The 17,651-nt window shown below is 49.1% G+C and carries 16 protein-coding genes; 13 read left to right on the top strand and 3 right to left on the bottom strand.

Annotated elements, in window-relative coordinates:
- Positions 1-167 precede the first annotated feature (167 nt).
- Positions 168-980: an energy transducer TonB gene (locus GA004_RS15545; protein ID WP_283394795.1), complete on the top strand. Its 813-nt coding sequence runs from the start codon at positions 168-170 to the stop codon at positions 978-980.
- A 258-nt stretch (positions 981-1,238) separates the two neighbouring features.
- Positions 1,239-4,541: a TonB-dependent receptor gene (locus tag GA004_RS15540; RefSeq protein WP_283394794.1), complete on the top strand. Its 3,303-nt coding sequence runs from the start codon at positions 1,239-1,241 to the stop codon at positions 4,539-4,541.
- 329 nt (positions 4,542-4,870) lie between these two features.
- Here the strand turns inward: GA004_RS15540 and GA004_RS15535 are convergent, their stop codons facing one another.
- Entirely contained in the window at positions 4,871-5,635 is a 765-nt protein-coding gene (locus tag GA004_RS15535; protein ID WP_283394793.1) for a response regulator transcription factor, read from the bottom strand.
- Between the two features lie 188 nt (positions 5,636-5,823).
- Here GA004_RS15535 and GA004_RS15530 point away from each other — a divergent pair, with 188 nt between their 5' ends.
- The 4 genes from GA004_RS15530 (at position 5,824) to GA004_RS15515 (ending at position 10,876) form a co-directional block, all read left to right on the top strand.
- Positions 5,824-6,531, top strand: a complete 708-nt coding sequence (locus tag GA004_RS15530; protein ID WP_283394792.1) for a response regulator — start codon at positions 5,824-5,826, stop codon at positions 6,529-6,531.
- A gap of 92 nt (positions 6,532-6,623) precedes the next feature.
- On the top strand, positions 6,624-8,429 hold the full coding sequence (locus tag GA004_RS15525; RefSeq protein WP_283394791.1) for a sensor histidine kinase: 1,806 nt from the start codon (positions 6,624-6,626) through the stop codon (positions 8,427-8,429).
- 73 nt (positions 8,430-8,502) lie between these two features.
- Entirely contained in the window at positions 8,503-9,435 is a 933-nt protein-coding gene (locus GA004_RS15520) for a hypothetical protein (protein WP_283394790.1), read from the top strand.
- A 58-nt stretch (positions 9,436-9,493) separates the two neighbouring features.
- Entirely contained in the window at positions 9,494-10,876 is a 1,383-nt protein-coding gene (locus GA004_RS15515) for a purple acid phosphatase family protein (protein WP_283394789.1), read from the top strand.
- 153 nt (positions 10,877-11,029) lie between these two features.
- Here the strand turns inward: GA004_RS15515 and GA004_RS15510 are convergent, their stop codons facing one another.
- Both GA004_RS15510 and GA004_RS15505 read right to left on the bottom strand, forming a co-directional pair.
- The gene (locus GA004_RS15510; RefSeq protein WP_283394788.1) at positions 11,030-11,476 is read right to left on the bottom strand and encodes a GNAT family N-acetyltransferase; all 447 of its coding nucleotides are present in this window, start codon (positions 11,474-11,476) and stop codon (positions 11,030-11,032) included.
- Between the two features lie 37 nt (positions 11,477-11,513).
- Positions 11,514-12,326 (bottom strand): sugar phosphate isomerase/epimerase family protein, encoded by an 813-nt coding sequence (locus GA004_RS15505; protein ID WP_283394787.1) that lies wholly within the window; start codon positions 12,324-12,326, stop codon positions 11,514-11,516.
- Between the two features lie 136 nt (positions 12,327-12,462).
- Between GA004_RS15505 and GA004_RS15500 the strand changes: the two genes are divergently transcribed.
- From GA004_RS15500 to GA004_RS15470, 7 genes are all read left to right on the top strand, one after another.
- The gene (locus tag GA004_RS15500; protein ID WP_283394786.1) at positions 12,463-13,314 is read left to right on the top strand and encodes a metallophosphoesterase; all 852 of its coding nucleotides are present in this window, start codon (positions 12,463-12,465) and stop codon (positions 13,312-13,314) included.
- Positions 13,311-13,802 (top strand): ArsI/CadI family heavy metal resistance metalloenzyme, encoded by a 492-nt coding sequence (locus GA004_RS15495; protein ID WP_283394785.1) that lies wholly within the window; start codon positions 13,311-13,313, stop codon positions 13,800-13,802. Before GA004_RS15500 ends, GA004_RS15495 begins: the two co-directional genes overlap by 4 nt.
- A 10-nt stretch (positions 13,803-13,812) precedes the next feature.
- Entirely contained in the window at positions 13,813-14,382 is a 570-nt protein-coding gene (gene sigZ, locus GA004_RS15490) for an RNA polymerase sigma factor SigZ (RefSeq protein WP_283394784.1), read from the top strand.
- 19 nt (positions 14,383-14,401) lie between these two features.
- Positions 14,402-15,040, top strand: a complete 639-nt coding sequence (locus tag GA004_RS15485; protein WP_283394783.1) for a hypothetical protein — start codon at positions 14,402-14,404, stop codon at positions 15,038-15,040.
- A 242-nt stretch (positions 15,041-15,282) separates the two neighbouring features.
- Positions 15,283-16,227 carry an energy transducer TonB gene (locus tag GA004_RS15480; protein WP_283394782.1) on the top strand — a complete coding sequence of 315 codons (945 nt, stop codon included), beginning with the start codon at positions 15,283-15,285 and terminating at the stop codon, positions 16,225-16,227.
- Between the two features lie 119 nt (positions 16,228-16,346).
- Positions 16,347-17,111 (top strand): class I SAM-dependent methyltransferase, encoded by a 765-nt coding sequence (locus GA004_RS15475; protein WP_283394781.1) that lies wholly within the window; start codon positions 16,347-16,349, stop codon positions 17,109-17,111.
- Positions 17,112-17,231: 120 nt separating this feature from the next.
- The gene (locus GA004_RS15470; RefSeq protein ID WP_283394780.1) at positions 17,232-17,651 is read left to right on the top strand and encodes a phosphonate C-P lyase system protein PhnG; all 420 of its coding nucleotides are present in this window, start codon (positions 17,232-17,234) and stop codon (positions 17,649-17,651) included.

Here is a 17,651-nt window from a genome sequence, read left to right as displayed (position 1 = left end):
ATTTATCAATCCTTAATGTTTGGAGGATAGAGTCGTCGAGATTTCGCCCATTCGGTGTCGATCGACCTGTAGATTAAGCAGAGCGGTGATGAGGAGTATATGGACATAAAGTGCTCCTGGCTCGAGAAAGCATTTATACAACCTATACTTTCAAACTGAATTAGATTATGAACCATATTGCTAAACAGGCAGTTGAATCTGAAGAGGCTGCTACTGAAACGCGGCAATCGAACTTGGACGAAGCGCGGTCAGCGAGCCAGGATCTTTCGCCAAGGCAGAGCCGAGCCAATGCGAGGCCGTCGAACAGAACCGCAGTATCTATGAGAACCGGATACAAGTCGTCCAACCAAGAGGGAAATCCCTTCACTAATTTTGCCCTGGGACTCGCGTTCACAGCGGCTATTTTCTTTCTACTTCCAGCAATGCACATACTGGGTCAGCTTAGTATGAAGACTCGAGATGTTGTTGTAATGGAAGCGGGCGAAGCTCCCCCGCCTCCGCCTCCCGAAGAATTACCGCCTCCGCCGGAAAAAAAAGAGAAGATCGAAAAGCCAGAAGTCGAAGAACCGCCCCCTCCAATGACCTTGAGTCAAATGGAGATGGCGTTGAATCCAGGTTCAGGAGATGCCACGGGCGATTTCGGTTTTGGAGACTTCGACCAGGGTATCGACATCATGGCGGATATGGAGATATTCAATATCGACGACCTTGACGAGATTCCGAGGATGGTTAGATCGCCATTCTGGAGTTGGCCCAGATACGCATTAGGCCAAATAAAAGAAGATGTACGAGCCAAAGCGCTGATTTTCATTAACCCGGATGGCCGTGTGGAGTTGCGACGGTTGCAGGGATTGCAGTACAAAATGCTGACTGAAGATATTACTAAATGGGTGGAGGAGGTTCGCTTTACCGCTCCGAAACGGAATGGAAAAGCGGTAAGGGCACAGTATCTTTTTCCTCTAGAGTTTGCTAAACCCTGACAGATTAATTCACCGCGTAAAGGGAATGTTGTTTGAGGGCGTTGAACCAGAACGCTTGCTCGGTCCAAGTCTTATAAACGTATCTAAAATAAAGATACAAGTTTTCCTTAAAATTTTTAAAAACTCGCGGATCGACTCGAAATCGTCACGCAACCAAAGGGTAAGCTTCACTGCCTATTAATAAATTCTTAACAGATGGCGGCTAATGTTCGAGGTCCGATCAGAATTGGTCAATTTGAATAAAAAAGAACATAAACTATGAAACTCACTCTTAATTCCAACATCGCGAAGCACTTCTATAGGTGTTTCGCTGGTCTCGTATTGGCGAGCGGCATTTTCGACACGGGATTGCTCGCCGGCACGATCTCTGGCCGTGTACTCAATGATTCTAGCGGCGAGTATCTTTACGGTGCGGTGATTCGCGTCACAGGAACGGATTACCGGGCGTCCACCAATATTCAGGGTAGCTACTCGATAAAGAATGTTCCAGAAGGCGAATACACCGTGGAAGTATCCTACATTGGATTGGGTCGCAAGACGCAGCAAGTTAGCGTCTCCGACGCCATAAGCCAAACGGTCGATTTCGATTTAAGCGAAGACATCGTAGAACTCGAAGGCGTTCGTGTTGAACAGTCTCTAATCGGGCAATCGGCTGCTATCAATCAGCAACGCGTTGCATCCGGCTTGGTGACGGTTATTTCGGAAGAGGAGTTCGGTCAAATGAACGATGGCAATATCGGCTTGGCTCTTCAGAAAATGCCTGGCCTTTCGGTGGATACGGACGGTTTCTCAGAAGTCCCAAGATACGTTAACATTCGTGGCGTTGATACTCAGTACGTCAATGTACAATTGGATGGAAATCGCATGCCTTCTTCCGGTCACGGGGGTATTACAAGAATCGGCGGTGGCGGTGCTTACGGTAACACGGCCAACGGTATGGCTCTCGACGACGTCCCAGGTGATGCGATCACCAATGTTGAAATTTGGAAGAGCCCACTCCCTGAGCACGATGGTGACTCTCTCGGTGGCATCGTAAACTTGGAGACTCGCTCTGCTTTCCAGCGCAACGGTCGTTATGGCACTTACAGAGCCGGTTTCACTTACTCTGCTTTGCGCGACGAGATGGACCCGAACTTCAGCTTAGGCTATTCCGACATCTTCGGCGACAAACAAAACTTTGGGATCAACGTCGCTGTCAGCTACCATAAGGTGAATGAGGGTTTCGACAATATCGACTATGACTGGATCCCGATGTTTCACCGTCTCGACTTCGGTTCCGGTCAGGATCTCGTCAATGACTATTTGGCTCCAAGTCTTACCGCTGCGGAAGAGGGTGCCAACCAGGAAGTGATTTTCTTCCACGAAGATACCGAGTACAACAACTACAACATCGAGCGTGAGCGCTTTGGAGTGAATCTCGGTTTCGACTACAAAGTGAGCGACGAGACGGAAGTGTTTTTTAAGGTCACGTGGCATCAGGAAGACCGTCAAGAAGACGACATTCGCCATCACTTGATCATGGATAACGACCACGAAAATCGCGAAGATCCCTACGATCAATTCGTTTCTCCCTATTCCCAGTGGGATTCGAACTACGACGCAGGTAACTACTTCACATTCGCTGACACGTACGAAGGGGACCTCGACGCTCTGATCAACGATCCTACGCAATGGGGCGCAGGAGGCTTTAATCCCGGCAATCTCGTCCGTCTCGGCGGTCATCCAGATCGTATTTCTACACTTCTAGAAATCAGCGATACTCATGCCGTCACCGGCTGGAATACGGATGGGACAGGTCGTGGACGCAGCGCCTACGAAGGACAGTGGAACAACATCGACATCGAGTTTCTCAACCTCCACTTCGGCGGCGAGACTGAGATGCCCTGGGGCACTTGGGATTACGACATCTTCACTGCTACGACCGATAAGCTTCGCTTTGAGAGTGACACGGAATTCCGTCGCAGCGGATTCCAGTGGGCGTATGATCGATCACGCGATCCATTCCAAGCAATCTTCATCAACCAGTCACCTTACGACCGTTTTGGTGTTCCAACGCAGGGCGATCCTGACCAGTTCTTCCGTGGCTTCTTTCAATTGGAAGACCGCACTGTTGAAGAGACTTACACCGGAATCGAAACGAACGTTGAAATCCCATTCGCCGATTCTATGGGTGCGGATGGATCATGGAAGTTTGGTGTCAAGTTCCAGAAGGAAGACCGCGAGTCGGACTACGACGAACTTCAATTCAACTTTGAAGATGGCTTTCCATACGCACAGTTCTTGCGCGACAATCCCTACGATGATCTGATTGGAGATCCGAACTACCGTATTCCATACACACCTGATGTGTTGCAAATGCGTGCTAACGCGACGAATGGTTCCTACTTTTCACTCAGAAGCGGTGGTCTAGAGGATTCCTTCGAACAAGATTACGAAGCCACACGGGACACTCTCGCTGGGTACGTTCAAGGTAAGTGGCAAACAGACAAATGGGAATTCATCGCCGGCGCTCGGTGGGAGACGGTGGACTTCAGCTCTTCGCAGTTCGTAACTCCGGAAGGTGATTACCTTGATGGACAGCAAGTTCTCTCAACCAGTGCTTTGGATCAAAGAGGCGAAACGACGATTCAGTACATCGCGGACTCAGACGGTCAAACACGCACGATCGCTCGCGACTCACGTAGCCGCAGCTGGGACGAGTTCCTCCCATCGATGCACTATAAGTACTTTTTCAACGACAACCTGATTGGTCGTGCGTCATTGGGCCGTACCTACGGTCGTGCGAATTTCTCTGATTTGCTGGGTCGCACCATCGTAGACGATACGGATTCTCCCGTAGCAGTAAGTCGTGGAAATCCGCTCCTGCCAAACCTCACTTCGAACAATGCGGACCTTAGCTTGGAGTACTACACCGACAATGGGGGCATATTCGCCGCTGGTCTCTTTTACAAGGACATCAAGAACTTTTCGTTCGAGGGAACGGAAACTGGTAGTGCTGCCGATTTCGGTCTCGATCCTTCGCTCGGCGACGTGGAGGTCAGCACTGCATTGTCCGGTCCAGGCGCAGTCAACATGGGTCTCGAACTCGCTTGGTACCAGAACCTTGGGGCCTTCGGAAGCATGTGGGAGGACTTTACACTCAATGCGAATGCCACGCTGACAGACTCAGATGCGGAGTATCCAGGTCGCCCTGACAAGCTTCCGACTCGTGGCGCCTCTAACACGCTCTACTTTGTTGGGCTTCAGTACGACAAGGGTCCGTTCGAGGGTCAACTCTCATACCGCTTCCGCTCGCAGTACATCGAAGGTCTGGCCTTCGTCGACCAGCAGGAAAGCTCTTCGGTTGGTGAGTTCGCTTTCGTGGGCGACGACCAATTCGACGATTCTGGCGAATGGGACATCAACCTGAAGTACAGCTTCAACGAGAGAATCGGCGTCTACTGCAATGTGACCAACGTGCTAAATGAAATTCGCAAGTCGGTCCAGGGCTACCGCCAGTATGGTGACGACTCCTACTGGAATCAGCGCCGTATCAACTTTGGAATCACCGGAGAATTCTAAAATTTAGTTTGGGTAAGCGTTTATTAAAATAGAACCTGAATAGTCACAAAGCCCGGCTTCTCGCAAGCCGGGCTTTTTGTGTGTGCTTTTAGATTGGTAGCGCTGAATGTGTCCCCAGTCAGCCACACTCTTTAGTGAACTCATTGCAACTGATTAGACACTGTCTTAGATGCTCAAAGCCCTTGCTGGGGCTAGATTCACATTGAATAGACGGCGTAAAGTTTCTCTCGACCTTCGAAAGGCAGGTTCGCCAGAACATATTCAAATTGCGGGCAATTTCCATTCTTCCAGCCGCTTCCGGAAAACGGACAGGCGGCCCGCTAGATTTGTTAGGGATCGAAGGAATACCCGACGCCTCGGATCGTCCGAATATAGCCGCTGCAATCGGCGAGTTTTTTGCGCAAAGACCGAATGTGAACATCGATGTTCCGGTTTCCCGCAATTTGCGGATTGCTGGCATGGTCGTTGACGACGCTAGCCGCTAGTTGCTGACGCGTATACACCCGCTTTGGATGGATCGCCAACTCTCGAAGAATGCGATACTCGGAGTGAGTTAGATCTAGCGGTTGGCCTGAAATAGAGATTTCGTAGCGAACGTCGTCGATTGTCAGGCACTCCCTGCTTATTAGTTGAGACTTATCGCTAGCTAGGCTGGGCCGCTTCCTTCTTAATACGGCTTTTGCTCGGGCAACCACTTCTTTAGGTGAAAAGGGCTTGGTAACATAATCGTCCGCTCCCGAATCATAGCCGTGCAGAATATCCGATATATCACTTTTCGCGGTAAGCAAAATGACTTTAACATCTTGGTGCCTACTAAATTTTTTAATAGAGCGGCAGATCGTAAGGCCATCGACTTCTGGAAGCATGAGATCAAGCAAGACGAGATCTGGTTCGAACGTCCTGATTCGTTCATTGTAATCTGTTCCGCCTGCGAAATGTGTGGTTTCATACCCCTCTTTTTGGAAGGTGTGTACAAGTAGGCCTGCGATGTCGTAGTCGTCTTCAAGAATCAGTACTCTGTTCTCCATCTTGTCTTGGCGAAGCTGTGCATTATCTTGTAACCCAGCGAAAACAAGGTCACTAAAAAAAATCATTCGAAAGTATGGCACGACTTCAAGCGGGGCTGGAAACGATTGCGCGACGTTTTTATTAAGCCAATTTAAAGACTGTAAAGCGGCCTTCGAATTGATTTACCCGCTAGCACGAAATCCGCGCAAAATTGGCGCGTTTATGTAGCATTAGGCTGATTGCAATAAGGTGGTCGTCGCTCTATAGCTTGAAAATGCGGCGTAGAATTGTGATAGTTGAAGACGAGCGAGATATTAGTGAGCCTTTGGAATATTGCTTGGAGAGCAATGGATTTGACGTGATAACAGTAGCGGACGGCGTCCAGTGTCTGGATATCATCAGAAGGTCACAACCTCACCTCGTGCTGCTTGATATTATGATTCCCGGTATCGATGGTTTTGAAGTCTGTCGGCGTATGAAATCTGATACGTCCTGCAAACCTATCCCAATAATAATGCTTACAGCAAAGGATGATCAAACTGATGTTGTACTTGGACTGGGATTAGGGGCGGACGACTATGTTACCAAGCCCTTTTCCACGAAGGAATTGCTGGCCCGAGTGGCCGCGGTCTTGAATAGAGGTAGTCTGCAGGACGATCTTGGATCAGGGAAACGATTTGAAGTTGGCGACCTGGTAGTAGACAGCGAACGATTCGAGGCTAGCTGGGGGGACCATCGCCTTTCACTAACGGTTACCGAATTCAAAATTTTGCGATGCTTGGCGGAGAATCCCGGCTGTGTTTTCACCAGGGACGATTTGCTTGGCAAGTCGATTGGCGAGCATGCATTCGTTATCGATCGTAACATCGATGTCCATATTCGATCCATCCGTAAGAAGTTGCAGCAGCCGGATTTGATAGCCACAATTAGGGGAGTCGGTTATCGCTTGGAAACGGATCAGAACATTACTCATAAATCATAGGCGTATTGACTAATTTATTGTATCCGTAATAGATATAGTAATACTAACAGATTGAACAAAGCCTCCTACCGTCGATATTCGAATTATTGGTCATGGCTGGAACATGGGGAGAGGCAGGACGGACGAAGTTCTTCTGGAGATTGTGGGGTTCCTATGCCTCTATTATCCTATTAGTCACCTTAGTTCTGTCTTTGTTGATCAATCAATTTTTCACGAGGGAAGCGGAGCGAACCTTGCAGGCAAAACTGGGAACCATAGCCGATCTTGCTGCAGCCATGGTATCGTCGAATCCCAAGGAACTTTGGACCGGCCAACTTCAGCTAAGACTAAGCGAGGTTTGCGGAAATACTCGCACGACGGCTGACATAATTTTGGCTTCTGGAGAATTCATGCTCCAAACTAATCGAGGGAGGAAACTAGTGGAGTCGGCTCTGCAATCGACGGAGTTTCTGGCCGCGGGTTCGAAGGGGAGTGGCGAGTCGCGATATAAAATCGATGGAGGAGAAGTGTATGTTTATTCTGTTCGCCCCGTCATAATACAATCGGAAAAAATTGGATACGTAAGAATAGGTAGCAGTACTGAAGAAGTAATCGCCCGAACGAGGAGCCTCAAGGGTCGAGTTGGAATCGGAGCGTTCGCGATTTCCGCCTTGTCGCTTTTTCTGGGTCTGCCCTTGGCCAGAAGTGCCACTCGCCCCCTCAAAACGATCGAGACGGCTTGTAGACGAATCTCGGAGGGGGATCTATCTCTCCGACTCGACCTGGATCGGCGAGACGAATTCGGCGAGGTGGCTCGTTCTGTCAACCATATGGCGGAATCGATTGAATCTCAAATCGCCCAGCAGGAGCGACAGAGCAAGCGCTTGGAGCTCTTGTTAAGGCTGCTCAATGATTCTGTGGTCGCTATAGATCGAGCGGGTTCTATTGTCTTCATGAACGCCGCCGCCGAGAGTCTACTAGCGGTTCGTGAAGAGGACGCGAGAGGATCGAATTATCGAGATACCTTTCATATCGGCTCCCTATTGGGTTGGATAGATGAAGCCCGGGAATCGGGCGATCAACGTCTTGGAGAAGTTCAATGGGGAGACGGCAAAGGAAAGCGATTCGCCTCCGTATACATTGCTCCTCTGCGTCGGGACGATCATGACATAGTTGGAGCGTTGATCGTAGTCCGAGATGTGACTGAAGGCCGGCGCTTCGAAGAATTACGCAGAGACTTCTCTTCCAATGTATCTCATGAGCTCAAAACTCCGGTAGCCGCTATCACAACTTTGCTTGATGCCCTTGAAGAAGGCGCGGACTCCGATGCTGACCTTCGTAAAAAGTTTCTCAGTCGTTTGCGTATTCAAAATGAGCGTCTGCAAAGGCTGATTGAAGAGCTTTTGGCAATTTCTAAGCTAGAATCCGCCAACAGCTATTTGGAATGTGCGACCGTCGATTTGAGAGAAATTGTCAGATCGGTCCGAACCACATTCGAAACATTTGCTACCTTGCCGGGTGTAAACTTTAGTGTCTTCGAGGGAAGTGAGCCAATCGAGGTTTCTTGCGACGCGAGACTCATCGAGATCGCCATAAACAGTTTAGTGGAGAACGCGTTCAAGTTTACCTCGAAAGGAGGAAGCGTAACGGTCGATCTGAAGACAGATGCGGAATTCGCTTTCTTCGAGGTACGGGACACGGGAGTTGGAATCGCCCGGGAGAGCTTGGATAGAATTTTTGAAAGGTTTTATCGCGTAGAATCATCGAGATCGCGTCAGCAGGGTGGCAGCGGATTGGGTCTGTCTATCGTTAAACATGTAGCGGAAGCCCATGGAGGTGAAATAACCGTAGAAAGCGAGTTTGAGAAGGGAAGTGTCTTTCGATTGCGGATACCGAAAGACTCTCGTGTCTCCGTCTGATTTGCCAAATTATGGCGCACGAAATTTTCGAAGGCTTCATCCGAGTTTAATGAATGTGTGTAAGGATCGGAGGATGTTGCGTCTAGTTGCATATCTGTCTTTACTCTCAACTTCGACTGGTATCGCGGAGCCTGTTAGCATGCCGGAATTGCCCGATATCGCTCCCATTAAGCTGGAAGCGATCGGAAAATTCGGGCCTGGAGCCAGTATCGAAAACTCGGGAATTGTCAGGAGTCGGTCTCGTGACGATCTCTTCTGGACCATTAACGATTCCGGCGACGCCCCCAAAGTGTATCCAGTGCTCAGTGATGGACGTCTCTGGGGGTCTGCACGCTATTCGGATGATCCTGGTGTATTGATTGGTGGAGCCGTCAATGTGGATTGGGAGGATATTGCAGTTGATGATCTGGGTAATCTGATTGTTTGCGATGTTGGCAATAATCGTAACGATCGACGCGATCTCGTGCTCTACTATTTGCCGGAGCCATCCCCACACGCAGGCAGGACCACGTACCAAAAGAAAGTGTTTTTGAAATATCCTGATCAAGCTCTCTACCCATCGGATCAAAGTGATTTCAACTACGATTGCGAAGGCGTATTTTGCGTAAGGGATAAGGTTTACCTCGTTTCGAAGAACCGGAGTGACACCTTGGGGAAACTGTACCGCTTAGACACGGCTAATCCTTACCAGACAAACACGCTTACCTATGTAGACGCATTTGATTTTGGAGGCAAAACTACTGCTGCTGACGCCTCGATCGATGGCAGAAGGTTGGCTGTGACCACTTACGATGCTCTTTGGGTGTTCGAAATAGACGGAGCGACGGATATGTATTTCCGCGGCAAAATATACTGGATGCCATTCGCCGCCACTCAGGTGGAAGCTGTTTGCTTTGATGGTCGAGATACTATTCTTTTGGCGGACGAGGCCGATGCCGAGATTTACAAAGTTGAATTTGATGAACTAACTCGTGTAGATCAGCTCGAGTTCGTGCCGATTGATTAACGATGTCGCCATACCTTAAATGGCCTATCAATTTGTCTGTATAAAACGCGAATATGAGATGAACAAACGAATTCTAACAGTAGCTCTTCTTTCGATTTTTGCCCAGATGGCTACCTATAGTCATGATGGCGATACTATGCGTCATTGGGAAATCGCCAGCCCGGATCCGGATCGAATCGTCCTAACCTGGAACGACGATCCGGCGAGAACCCAAGCGGTTACCTGGAGAACCAATGACTCAGTCAAAACCGCTTTCGCTGAAATAGCGGTGGCGGATCCCTCTTCCCGCTTTGATCTGTCCGCTGAGCGTTTTAGGGCGAAGACCCAAGAACTTGACATCTCGAGGCATGACCAGAACGAATCCGTTACGGTTCACTACCACAGTGTCGTGTTCAAGGGACTTCATGCAGACGCCCTATATGCCTATCGAGTTGGAGATGGAGATCAGCGTTGGAGCGAATGGATGCAATTTCGCACAGCGAGTTCTAGATTGGATCCGGTAGAATTTCTTTATTTTGGAGACGCCCAAAACTCGGTCCTTTCTCATTGGTCTAGAATCATGCGGGCCGCGTTCCAAAAGTCACCGAACGCCAACTTTTCGATCCACGCAGGCGATTTGATCAATCGAGCCCATCGGGATCGTGAATGGGCCGAATGGTTCAAGGCAGGCGGATGGGTGCATGGAATGATTCCCAGCATTGTCGTTCCAGGGAATCATGAGTACGATGAGCTTACGGAAGCTGAGCAGGAAAGGCGGCTTTCCTTGCAGTGGGGGCCGCAATTCGAGTTGCCACGTTATCGCGAGTTACCGGGTGCTCTAGATGAAACGGTCTACTATATCGACTTCCAAGGTGTCCGAGTTGTCGCTTTGAATTCCAATAGTGAAATCGACGCCCAAACAGGTTGGCTCGATAAAGTATTAAACGATAATCCAAATCGATGGACGGTTCTTACTTTCCACCACCCGATCTTCTCCTCAGGAGATGGTCGGGACAACTCCCGAAATCGGGAAGCGTGGAAGCCGGTAATCGAAAAGCATGACGTCGATCTCGTATTGCAAGGCCATGACCATACTTATGCGAGAGGACACGTTCCAATCCGAATGATGGATACAAACGAATCGCCGCGAACAGGTCCGATATATGTAAATTCTGTCAGTGGCCCCAAAATGTACGAATTTATGGAAGGTGGTTGGGACGTTTATCGACCGGAAGGCGTCCTTTTGGACCGCAAGGCGGAGAATACTCAATTTTTTCAGGTCATCCGTGTTGAAGGAATGAGTTTAGTCTATAAGGCTTACATGGCAAACGGCGAATTGTACGACGCATTCGAGCTGAGAAAAAATGAGGATAGCTCCAAGACCTTGCTCGATTGGGCGCCGGATCTCGGTGAGGAAAGACTATTCGAGAATACCATGCCTTATAATCGGGAAGGGATGTAGCTAACGCACGACGGGATGGTATGAACTTTGACTCGATTGGCTTTGTATTCGACGCTGATAGAGGGGCGGTTCGTTCGTAGCCATTTACGACTCAGTTGGAAGAAAGCTATGGAATTCCCAGATTGGCGATGGCTCCCTTCATCAAGAAATCATTCAAGGATTTCCTACTGGCCACTCTCTCCTGTAAGAGTGCTGCGTTTTCTCTAGTTCGTATCCGATATTCGGATAGAAAGAGTGCGCCTCAGAACGAATGGAGTTGCTCTTGACGTGCATTTTGTCGATTCCCTGCTCAAGAGACCATTGCACGCATCGATCTATCAGCACTCGGCCGACGCCGCGACGCCGCGATGATTCATCAACAACGATTCCCACGATTTCGCCAAAGGAACTGGCCGCTATGATATCCCGGGTTTGAACGTGGGCCCAACCGACCAGATTGCCTGGCTCAAACTCAGCGGAATTGAGTCCTTCATTTTTGGAGGCGAGGACTCTAGAAATGCATGTGGAGCATCGTTCTTCGCCGATGGGATATCCCCACTGGGCGCACAGACGAGCAAACTCGGCTGCGTCAGACTCTCGGGTTACACGGACTGGGACCATTTCAATGAGGTGGGCGAAGAATAAATGAGCATATGTTTTAGCACACCAAACCTTCTCGTTTAAGGTAATTCCAGCCCCTCATTGGATCGCTGGTCTCGATTATCAGTCGAGGAGTGGCGTCGATGTTATCGATCGATTGAAAAATCCCTTTCCAATTCAGCGTGCCGTTCCCCAAGGTCCAGTGGTAGTCATACTCCCCGTTTGTATCCTGGAGATGGATATGGCTTAATAGCTCGCCCGCTTCGAGAATCCAATATTCGGGACTAGGTCCACCGCCGCAGCGTTCGGTAATGGCGGCGTGCCCCGTATCGATGCTGCGTCTCAGGTAGGGACTATCGAATCGTTCAATCAGAGCCCTGAGAGGCAACGGGCTGCGATCGAAAATATTTTCCACTACCAGTATGCAATCGCTCTCCTCCGCGAGCGTAATCAAGGGCTCCAGCGTTTGGGAAACACGATCGAGAGTGAAACCTAAGTCTAGTTGAGGCGTGTGGCAGGTTTGGCCTCCTCCAAAAAAATAGAATGGGCTGTGTATCACGCAGGCCTTTGCATTGATCGAGGCGGCGAAATCAAGGCTCTGGGAAATGCGTTTCTGAGCGTGCTCGCGCGCGAGTGGATCCCCGGTTCCTAATTGGATGCCGTCATACTGGCCGTGAATGCCAATTCTGCCGTCATAGTTCTCCAACTGCTTGTTGATACGCTCTGAAATGGCTTTCCAGTCCGAATCCAGGAATCCGGGAAGGCATGCATCCTGAATTTCCAGATCGCGATTGTCTTCTAGGATCCAATCAAGAATGCTAGATAGGTTCTCACTCCTAATTGCGGCTCCTACGAAGGGCGGTTTTTTCATTCTGGCTAGTATCTCGAACGATGTTGGGATCGTATTAACGCCAGGTTAATAAAGTGCAGCTTTCCCCTGATTAGATCGTAACAGCTTCGATGACTTTTCTTCACTTATTCCAAATCTCAAGTTCCGAAAGTTCACTATGGAGTTTAGAAGAGCGCTTGAAGTGATCGGATTAGCTGGAACGCTCGTTGCCGTTTCGTATTCAAAAGCCAGCTTCGAACATTTGGCTACTGGATATGTCTTTTTCGACGAAAATGATAATCAGATTTTCGATGATAACGAAAAGGGCATAGAAGGGATTCCGGTGTCCATTGGTTCTGACATTGCCGTGACCGACTGGTCCGGAGCGTGGCAGTTGCCTTACTCAGGGGATGCTATATTTTTCGCTATTTCCAGAGATGGCTGGTCTCCTCCTCTGGATAGCCGAAATGTGCCGCGATTCTATTACGTGCACGAACCGGATGGAAGCCAGGTGACGCGATTCCCTGGGCATGGGAAAACAGGCGCCCTTCCCGATCAAATCGACTTTCCGATGCATGCGGAGACTGAGAGGGAAAACTATTCGGTTCTTCTTTTTGGGGATCCTCAGCGTCAGGTGGATTTCTTCGCACGCGACATCGTATCTTATGCAATCGAAACGGGAAAGCATGCTTTTGGCATCTCTTTGGGGGATATCATCAACGATGATCTGAGTTTATTTGATACCGTTAATGATCTTGTCAGTCTGATCGGAATACCTTGGTACAACGTTGCCGGAAATCACGACAAAAACACCGATGTCTCGAGAGATGAAGATTTGTCGCAGGCTATCACAGGGCGGAAGCTAAAGCAGTTGATCATTTCGGACGTCAGTTTTTTGAACAGATTGCATTTCGAGTCGAGTAGATTGGAAATAAAGCTGAGTTTTTGCCGATTTGCGCGTCTTTTCTCGGATAGCGGCGTCTTATGGGGTGAACATTATCACAAATTCAAAAAGGAACTTATATTATGATTAAGACAAAAGGTGTATCTGCGGTAGAATTCCCCGGTAGCGCACGCGTTCATGTGGGGCTCGCTTCGAGCGACTTGGAACGTTCGGAAGCGTTCTACACGCTCTTGTTGGGAGAGGAACCCACTAAGAAGCGCCCGGGTTACGTTAAGTACGAGCCCCATGAGCCTTCTGTGAACTTGACCCTGAATCAGGTCAGAGAAGGCGGTCCTCAAAAGGGCGGACCTACTCATTTTGGCATTCAGGTGAAAACGACTGACGCGGTTTTGGAAGCGATCGATCGATTCAAGGTTGCGGGTCAGGAAGTTGAAGTTCAAGAGTCGACAACTTGCTGCTATGCTGTTCAAGACAAGGTTTGGGCCACAGATCCCGACGGAAATCGTTGGGAGGTATTCGTCGTATTGGAAGCAGATGCCGATTCTCGGAAGGACATGAGCGGGGAGTGCTGCCCAGAAGAGTCGAGCGAAGCTGAGAAGGCGGCTTGCTGCTAATCCGGAGCTGATGAGCGAATCCGAATTGATTGGCCACATATACGATTCGTTTGGATCGTCTCTCAGAAGGTTTATTCAGTCGCGTGTTTCTGGTAAGCACGCGGCTGAAGATATTTTGCAGGAAGCGTTCCTACGTATTTCCAAAGGCGTTTCTCAATTAGCGGACCGAGACAGGCTAGAACCGTGGGTTTTTCGAATAGCCCGAAACGCTGTAGCCGATTATTATCGATCTGTCGGTAGAAGCCAACAGCGGGACGCGTTGGTGGACCCCGTTGAGGAAGGTAATCAGGAGAATGCCAATCTAAATGGTGAAGTGATTGAATGGTTGCCGCGATTTATTGACGGCTTGCCTGAGAGCTATGGAAAAGCAGTCAGACTCTATGTATTGGAAGGGCGATCGCAAAGCGAGTTAGCACAAGAGCTAGGAATTTCGCTTTCCGGGGCAAAATCGAGGATCCAGAGAGGGCGGAGCAAGCTGGCTATCGCTTTAAAAGCTTGTTGCTCATTCGAAATGGATCGTCGCGGGAATGTGATCGATTACGAGCCGGTTAAACGAGCCAGTCGCGTGGTTAATCGGTAACCTTGCTCTTGCTAGAAATATGGAAGTTGTCGGACAACGCCGATTTAATCTGCCCAATGCGGATCTTCCGCTCGAGGGGGAACTAGCCGGCTTGTTCCTATCCAAGGGATTGCAGGACTATCATCAAGCGCTGCAGTTCCTGAAGGAGCTGCCTTACGGAACAAACGAAAGCGAGGGAGCTCGAGCGGTATTTCAAGATGGCTGTGGAACGTGTTCCTCTAAACATGGTTGTGCAGCCGCCCTGGCCGTCGAATGCGGATTGAAAACCGTCTCCAAGGTTTTGGTCTACTACCGTTTAGATGCGAGCCGATTCAAGAATGTGGAGCCCGTACTCGAACTCTACGGGCTGCCCTATGTTCCGAATTTCCATTGCGTTTTGGCGAGCGGCTATTCGATAGTCGACCTGACGGAAGGAAACAAAACGGGGAAGCTGAGAGATGTAGATGAGTTTGACGTTATGTTTCGGTCGGAACCGTTCATCGCTCAAGGCACCTATCGGGACTATTTTGAGCAGGCCATTGATATATTTAAAACAAGTGACAGCAGGCTCAGAGAGTATTCAGCGGCAGATTTATTGGCTATTCGGGCAGAGTGCCTGGAGGTTTACGGCCGCCCTAGCCAGAATAAAACTACTGGGGTCGACTACCACTGCAGCTGAGCAGAAGACTTAAGATTCTTCGTAGCAGGATTCGCGTAAAATTTTCGCGGCTACAAACAATAGCTTAATCTAATCTTAATTTAATATTAATATTTGTAAATGTATCCAAATATTAGTAGAGTTTTCTGGGAATTTAGGAACCGTAACTTGACTGGCGCGTATTTGGCGCATAATTGTAACTCTGATCGCTGAAATCGCCTTTCTGCTCGGTCGAGCGAGAGGATAGCCCCCAGTTATATCCCATGAAATTCCCCAAATTATTTTTCCTACCCAAAGCGCTATGCTGCTCTGTTCTGGTCCCGATCGCAACCGCTGGTATGCTTGACCATCCCAAATTGAAAACCGATGATTATCCAGTAGCTCTTGCCGTCCTAGACAGCGGAAAGCTATTGGATATAGTAGCTGCCGATTCAACGAGCCAGGAAGCGCTCGATTCACAGGGTTCGAGCATCGATGTCTCTTCGAGCAAACTCTTTTTGGCCAAGGGCTCGGAGTTTGCGGAAGGGGAGATAAAAGTGGCCTCGAGCTCCGCTCATGTACTTGGTGAGAGCCAGAATGCCTCCCTCTCGACCTATCGGCAGATTGAATCCGAAGGGACGGTAATCGAAGCGACGATCGTCCCGACCCGAAATTACACGAATGTCGTGATGGCGGCCATATTCTTCACCTACGACGGTCGTCATGAAATTGTGGCCGAGTCCATTGGGGACTTGGCTGCGGGTAGCGGAAACTACGTTTCCCTAATGAATCCCGCGAGTTACGATTTTTCGAGCCAGAAAATCGAATACAGTCTACTGTTCTTTTCCGATCAGGGAGAGATCGTATCTGAATTCCGAAAGCGTTCTAGCATTTTGGTGGACCAGATGTTCCACGAGTTTTATCGCGAGTTTGTAGCGAGCTATCAGTTGGGGAACCAGGAGCTTAGCCGTGGAGTTTCTCTGGTACATCGCTTTCCAATGGATTTTTCAGGTATGGAAGACGCCGTGGCGAAGCAGAATGGCACGACCTATTTTACTTTGAATGTCGACGAATCAGGCATGGTTTCCGATATTCGGACTAGTGTGCCATTGAATGACCGGTTGCGTGAGCGATGCGAGAGAAGCCTGAAAGAGTGGCTTTTCCTTCCGGCTATCAAAGATGGTTTTGCCGAACGGAGTTTGGTCAGAGTTCCAGTGCGTTGGGATTAGGTCCGCCTGAATTCAAAGAGTTTACGACTTCGTAACCGTTTCTTCACCCTCTGCTTAATCATCGCTCTAGACTGGATCTGTTAGTTCCATGATGGGCTTTCGAATCGGGTCATAAGAGCATGAGTGAAATAAAAGATAGTCGTGTCCGATTTTCAGATCGGGTAGTTAATTATGTGAAGTACCGGCCGAGTTATCCCGGGTCCGTAGTAGCAGCGTTAGAGGAATCGTTCGGAATTACCGAGGAATCCCTGATCGCGGATGTAGGATCGGGAACAGGAAAGCTGTCGGAGGCCTTTCTGGAGAATGGCTATCAAGTTTTAGGTATCGAGCCAAATAAGGAAATGAGAGAGGCGGGAGACAAGCTCCTGGAGAAATGGCAGCGTTTCGAGAGCCTTGATGCCAGTGCGGAGAGCACCGGTCTTCCCGATTCCTCAGTTGATCTGATAATCGCAGGCCAGTCTTTTCACTGGTTTGATCGAGATCTCAGTAAAATCGAATTTCAACGAATTATCAAGCCAAACGGTGGAGTTGCGTTGATTTGGAATGAGCGGAACGAAACCTCGCCGTTTCTCTCCGCTTATGAGGGATTCCTTCACGAGAACGCCTCAGCCTATGGTTCAGTTAAGCACCGGCGCATCGATGATGCTGTATTCGAACGGCTTTTTTCGGATACAGGGTATCAGGTTTTCCAGGATAAGTATCAGCAATCGTTCGATTTTGAAGGGCTGCTCGGACGGTACCTGTCATCCTCTTACTCCTTCAATGCGGGACATCCACAACATTCTGTAGCCAAGTTGAACTTGCGGGCGCTTTTCGATCGGTTTCAGATCGGCGGCAAAGTTCGTTTCGATTACAAAACCAAGGTCTATCATGGGTGCGTGTGAGTTGAGAGGATACTGAAACTGGCATAGCTATGCGTTCATCGAAATGACTTTAGTCATCCTGAGACTTTAATTCGCACTTCATTCGTTCTTAACAAACTCGAGATACTCTTTTCACCAACAATGAAATACGACGCCGACTACGTAATGTGTGAGTGCCCATTAGAACCTCTGAAGGGCTTCGTTGAAGAAATCGAAAAAGACTATCCCGTCAGAGTAGTTAAATCTCCTGACGTCTGTCTCACAATGGTGCGGGCAGAGGATTCTCTTGAAAAGCAGGAGTTCTATCTGGGAGAGGTATTGACCACGGAATGCGAAGTAGAAGTCCAAGGTGAAGCGGGATATGGGCTTTGCATAGGAGAAGAGCCGGTTAGAGGATATTGTATCGCAGTTATGGATGCACTTGTAAGATGTGCATCCGACGATCGGCGTATAAAGGAGTTTCTCGACGGGCAGTCGGAGGCTGTTCATCAGTCAGAAAAAGAGGAGTATGCTAGATCTCTACAGACTCGAGTAGATTTCAAGTTGATGGAGGAAGACTGA

The organism is Candidatus Pelagisphaera phototrophica, from assembly GCF_014529625.1.
Taxonomy (GTDB): Bacteria; Verrucomicrobiota; Verrucomicrobiia; order Opitutales; family Opitutaceae; genus Pelagisphaera; species Pelagisphaera phototrophica.
The sequence above is the reverse complement of the archived record's forward strand: the minus strand, read 5'-3'. Positions and strand labels throughout refer to the sequence as shown.

Bases quoted from the DNA above. Each gene is read 5' to 3' on its own strand.
- GA004_RS15545 (WP_283394795.1), top strand. From the start codon at position 168: ATGAACCATATTGCTAAACAGGCAGTTGAATCTGAAGAGGCTGCTACT.
- GA004_RS15540 (WP_283394794.1), top strand. From the start codon at position 1,239: ATGAAACTCACTCTTAATTCCAACATCGCGAAGCACTTCTATAGGTGT.
- GA004_RS15535 (WP_283394793.1), bottom strand. From the start codon at position 5,635: ATGATTTTTTTTAGTGACCTTGTTTTCGCTGGGTTACAAGATAATGCA.
- GA004_RS15530 (WP_283394792.1), top strand. From the start codon at position 5,824: ATGCGGCGTAGAATTGTGATAGTTGAAGACGAGCGAGATATTAGTGAG.
- GA004_RS15525 (WP_283394791.1), top strand. From the start codon at position 6,624: ATGGCTGGAACATGGGGAGAGGCAGGACGGACGAAGTTCTTCTGGAGA.
- GA004_RS15520 (WP_283394790.1), top strand. From the start codon at position 8,503: ATGTTGCGTCTAGTTGCATATCTGTCTTTACTCTCAACTTCGACTGGT.
- GA004_RS15515 (WP_283394789.1), top strand. From the start codon at position 9,494: ATGAACAAACGAATTCTAACAGTAGCTCTTCTTTCGATTTTTGCCCAG.
- GA004_RS15510 (WP_283394788.1), bottom strand. From the start codon at position 11,476: ATGGTCCCAGTCCGTGTAACCCGAGAGTCTGACGCAGCCGAGTTTGCT.
- GA004_RS15505 (WP_283394787.1), bottom strand. From the start codon at position 12,326: ATGAAAAAACCGCCCTTCGTAGGAGCCGCAATTAGGAGTGAGAACCTA.
- GA004_RS15500 (WP_283394786.1), top strand. From the start codon at position 12,463: ATGGAGTTTAGAAGAGCGCTTGAAGTGATCGGATTAGCTGGAACGCTC.
- GA004_RS15495 (WP_283394785.1), top strand. From the start codon at position 13,311: ATGATTAAGACAAAAGGTGTATCTGCGGTAGAATTCCCCGGTAGCGCA.
- sigZ (WP_283394784.1), top strand. From the start codon at position 13,813: ATGAGCGAATCCGAATTGATTGGCCACATATACGATTCGTTTGGATCG.
- GA004_RS15485 (WP_283394783.1), top strand. From the start codon at position 14,402: ATGGAAGTTGTCGGACAACGCCGATTTAATCTGCCCAATGCGGATCTT.
- GA004_RS15480 (WP_283394782.1), top strand. From the start codon at position 15,283: ATGAAATTCCCCAAATTATTTTTCCTACCCAAAGCGCTATGCTGCTCT.
- GA004_RS15475 (WP_283394781.1), top strand. From the start codon at position 16,347: ATGAGTGAAATAAAAGATAGTCGTGTCCGATTTTCAGATCGGGTAGTT.
- GA004_RS15470 (WP_283394780.1), top strand. From the start codon at position 17,232: ATGAAATACGACGCCGACTACGTAATGTGTGAGTGCCCATTAGAACCT.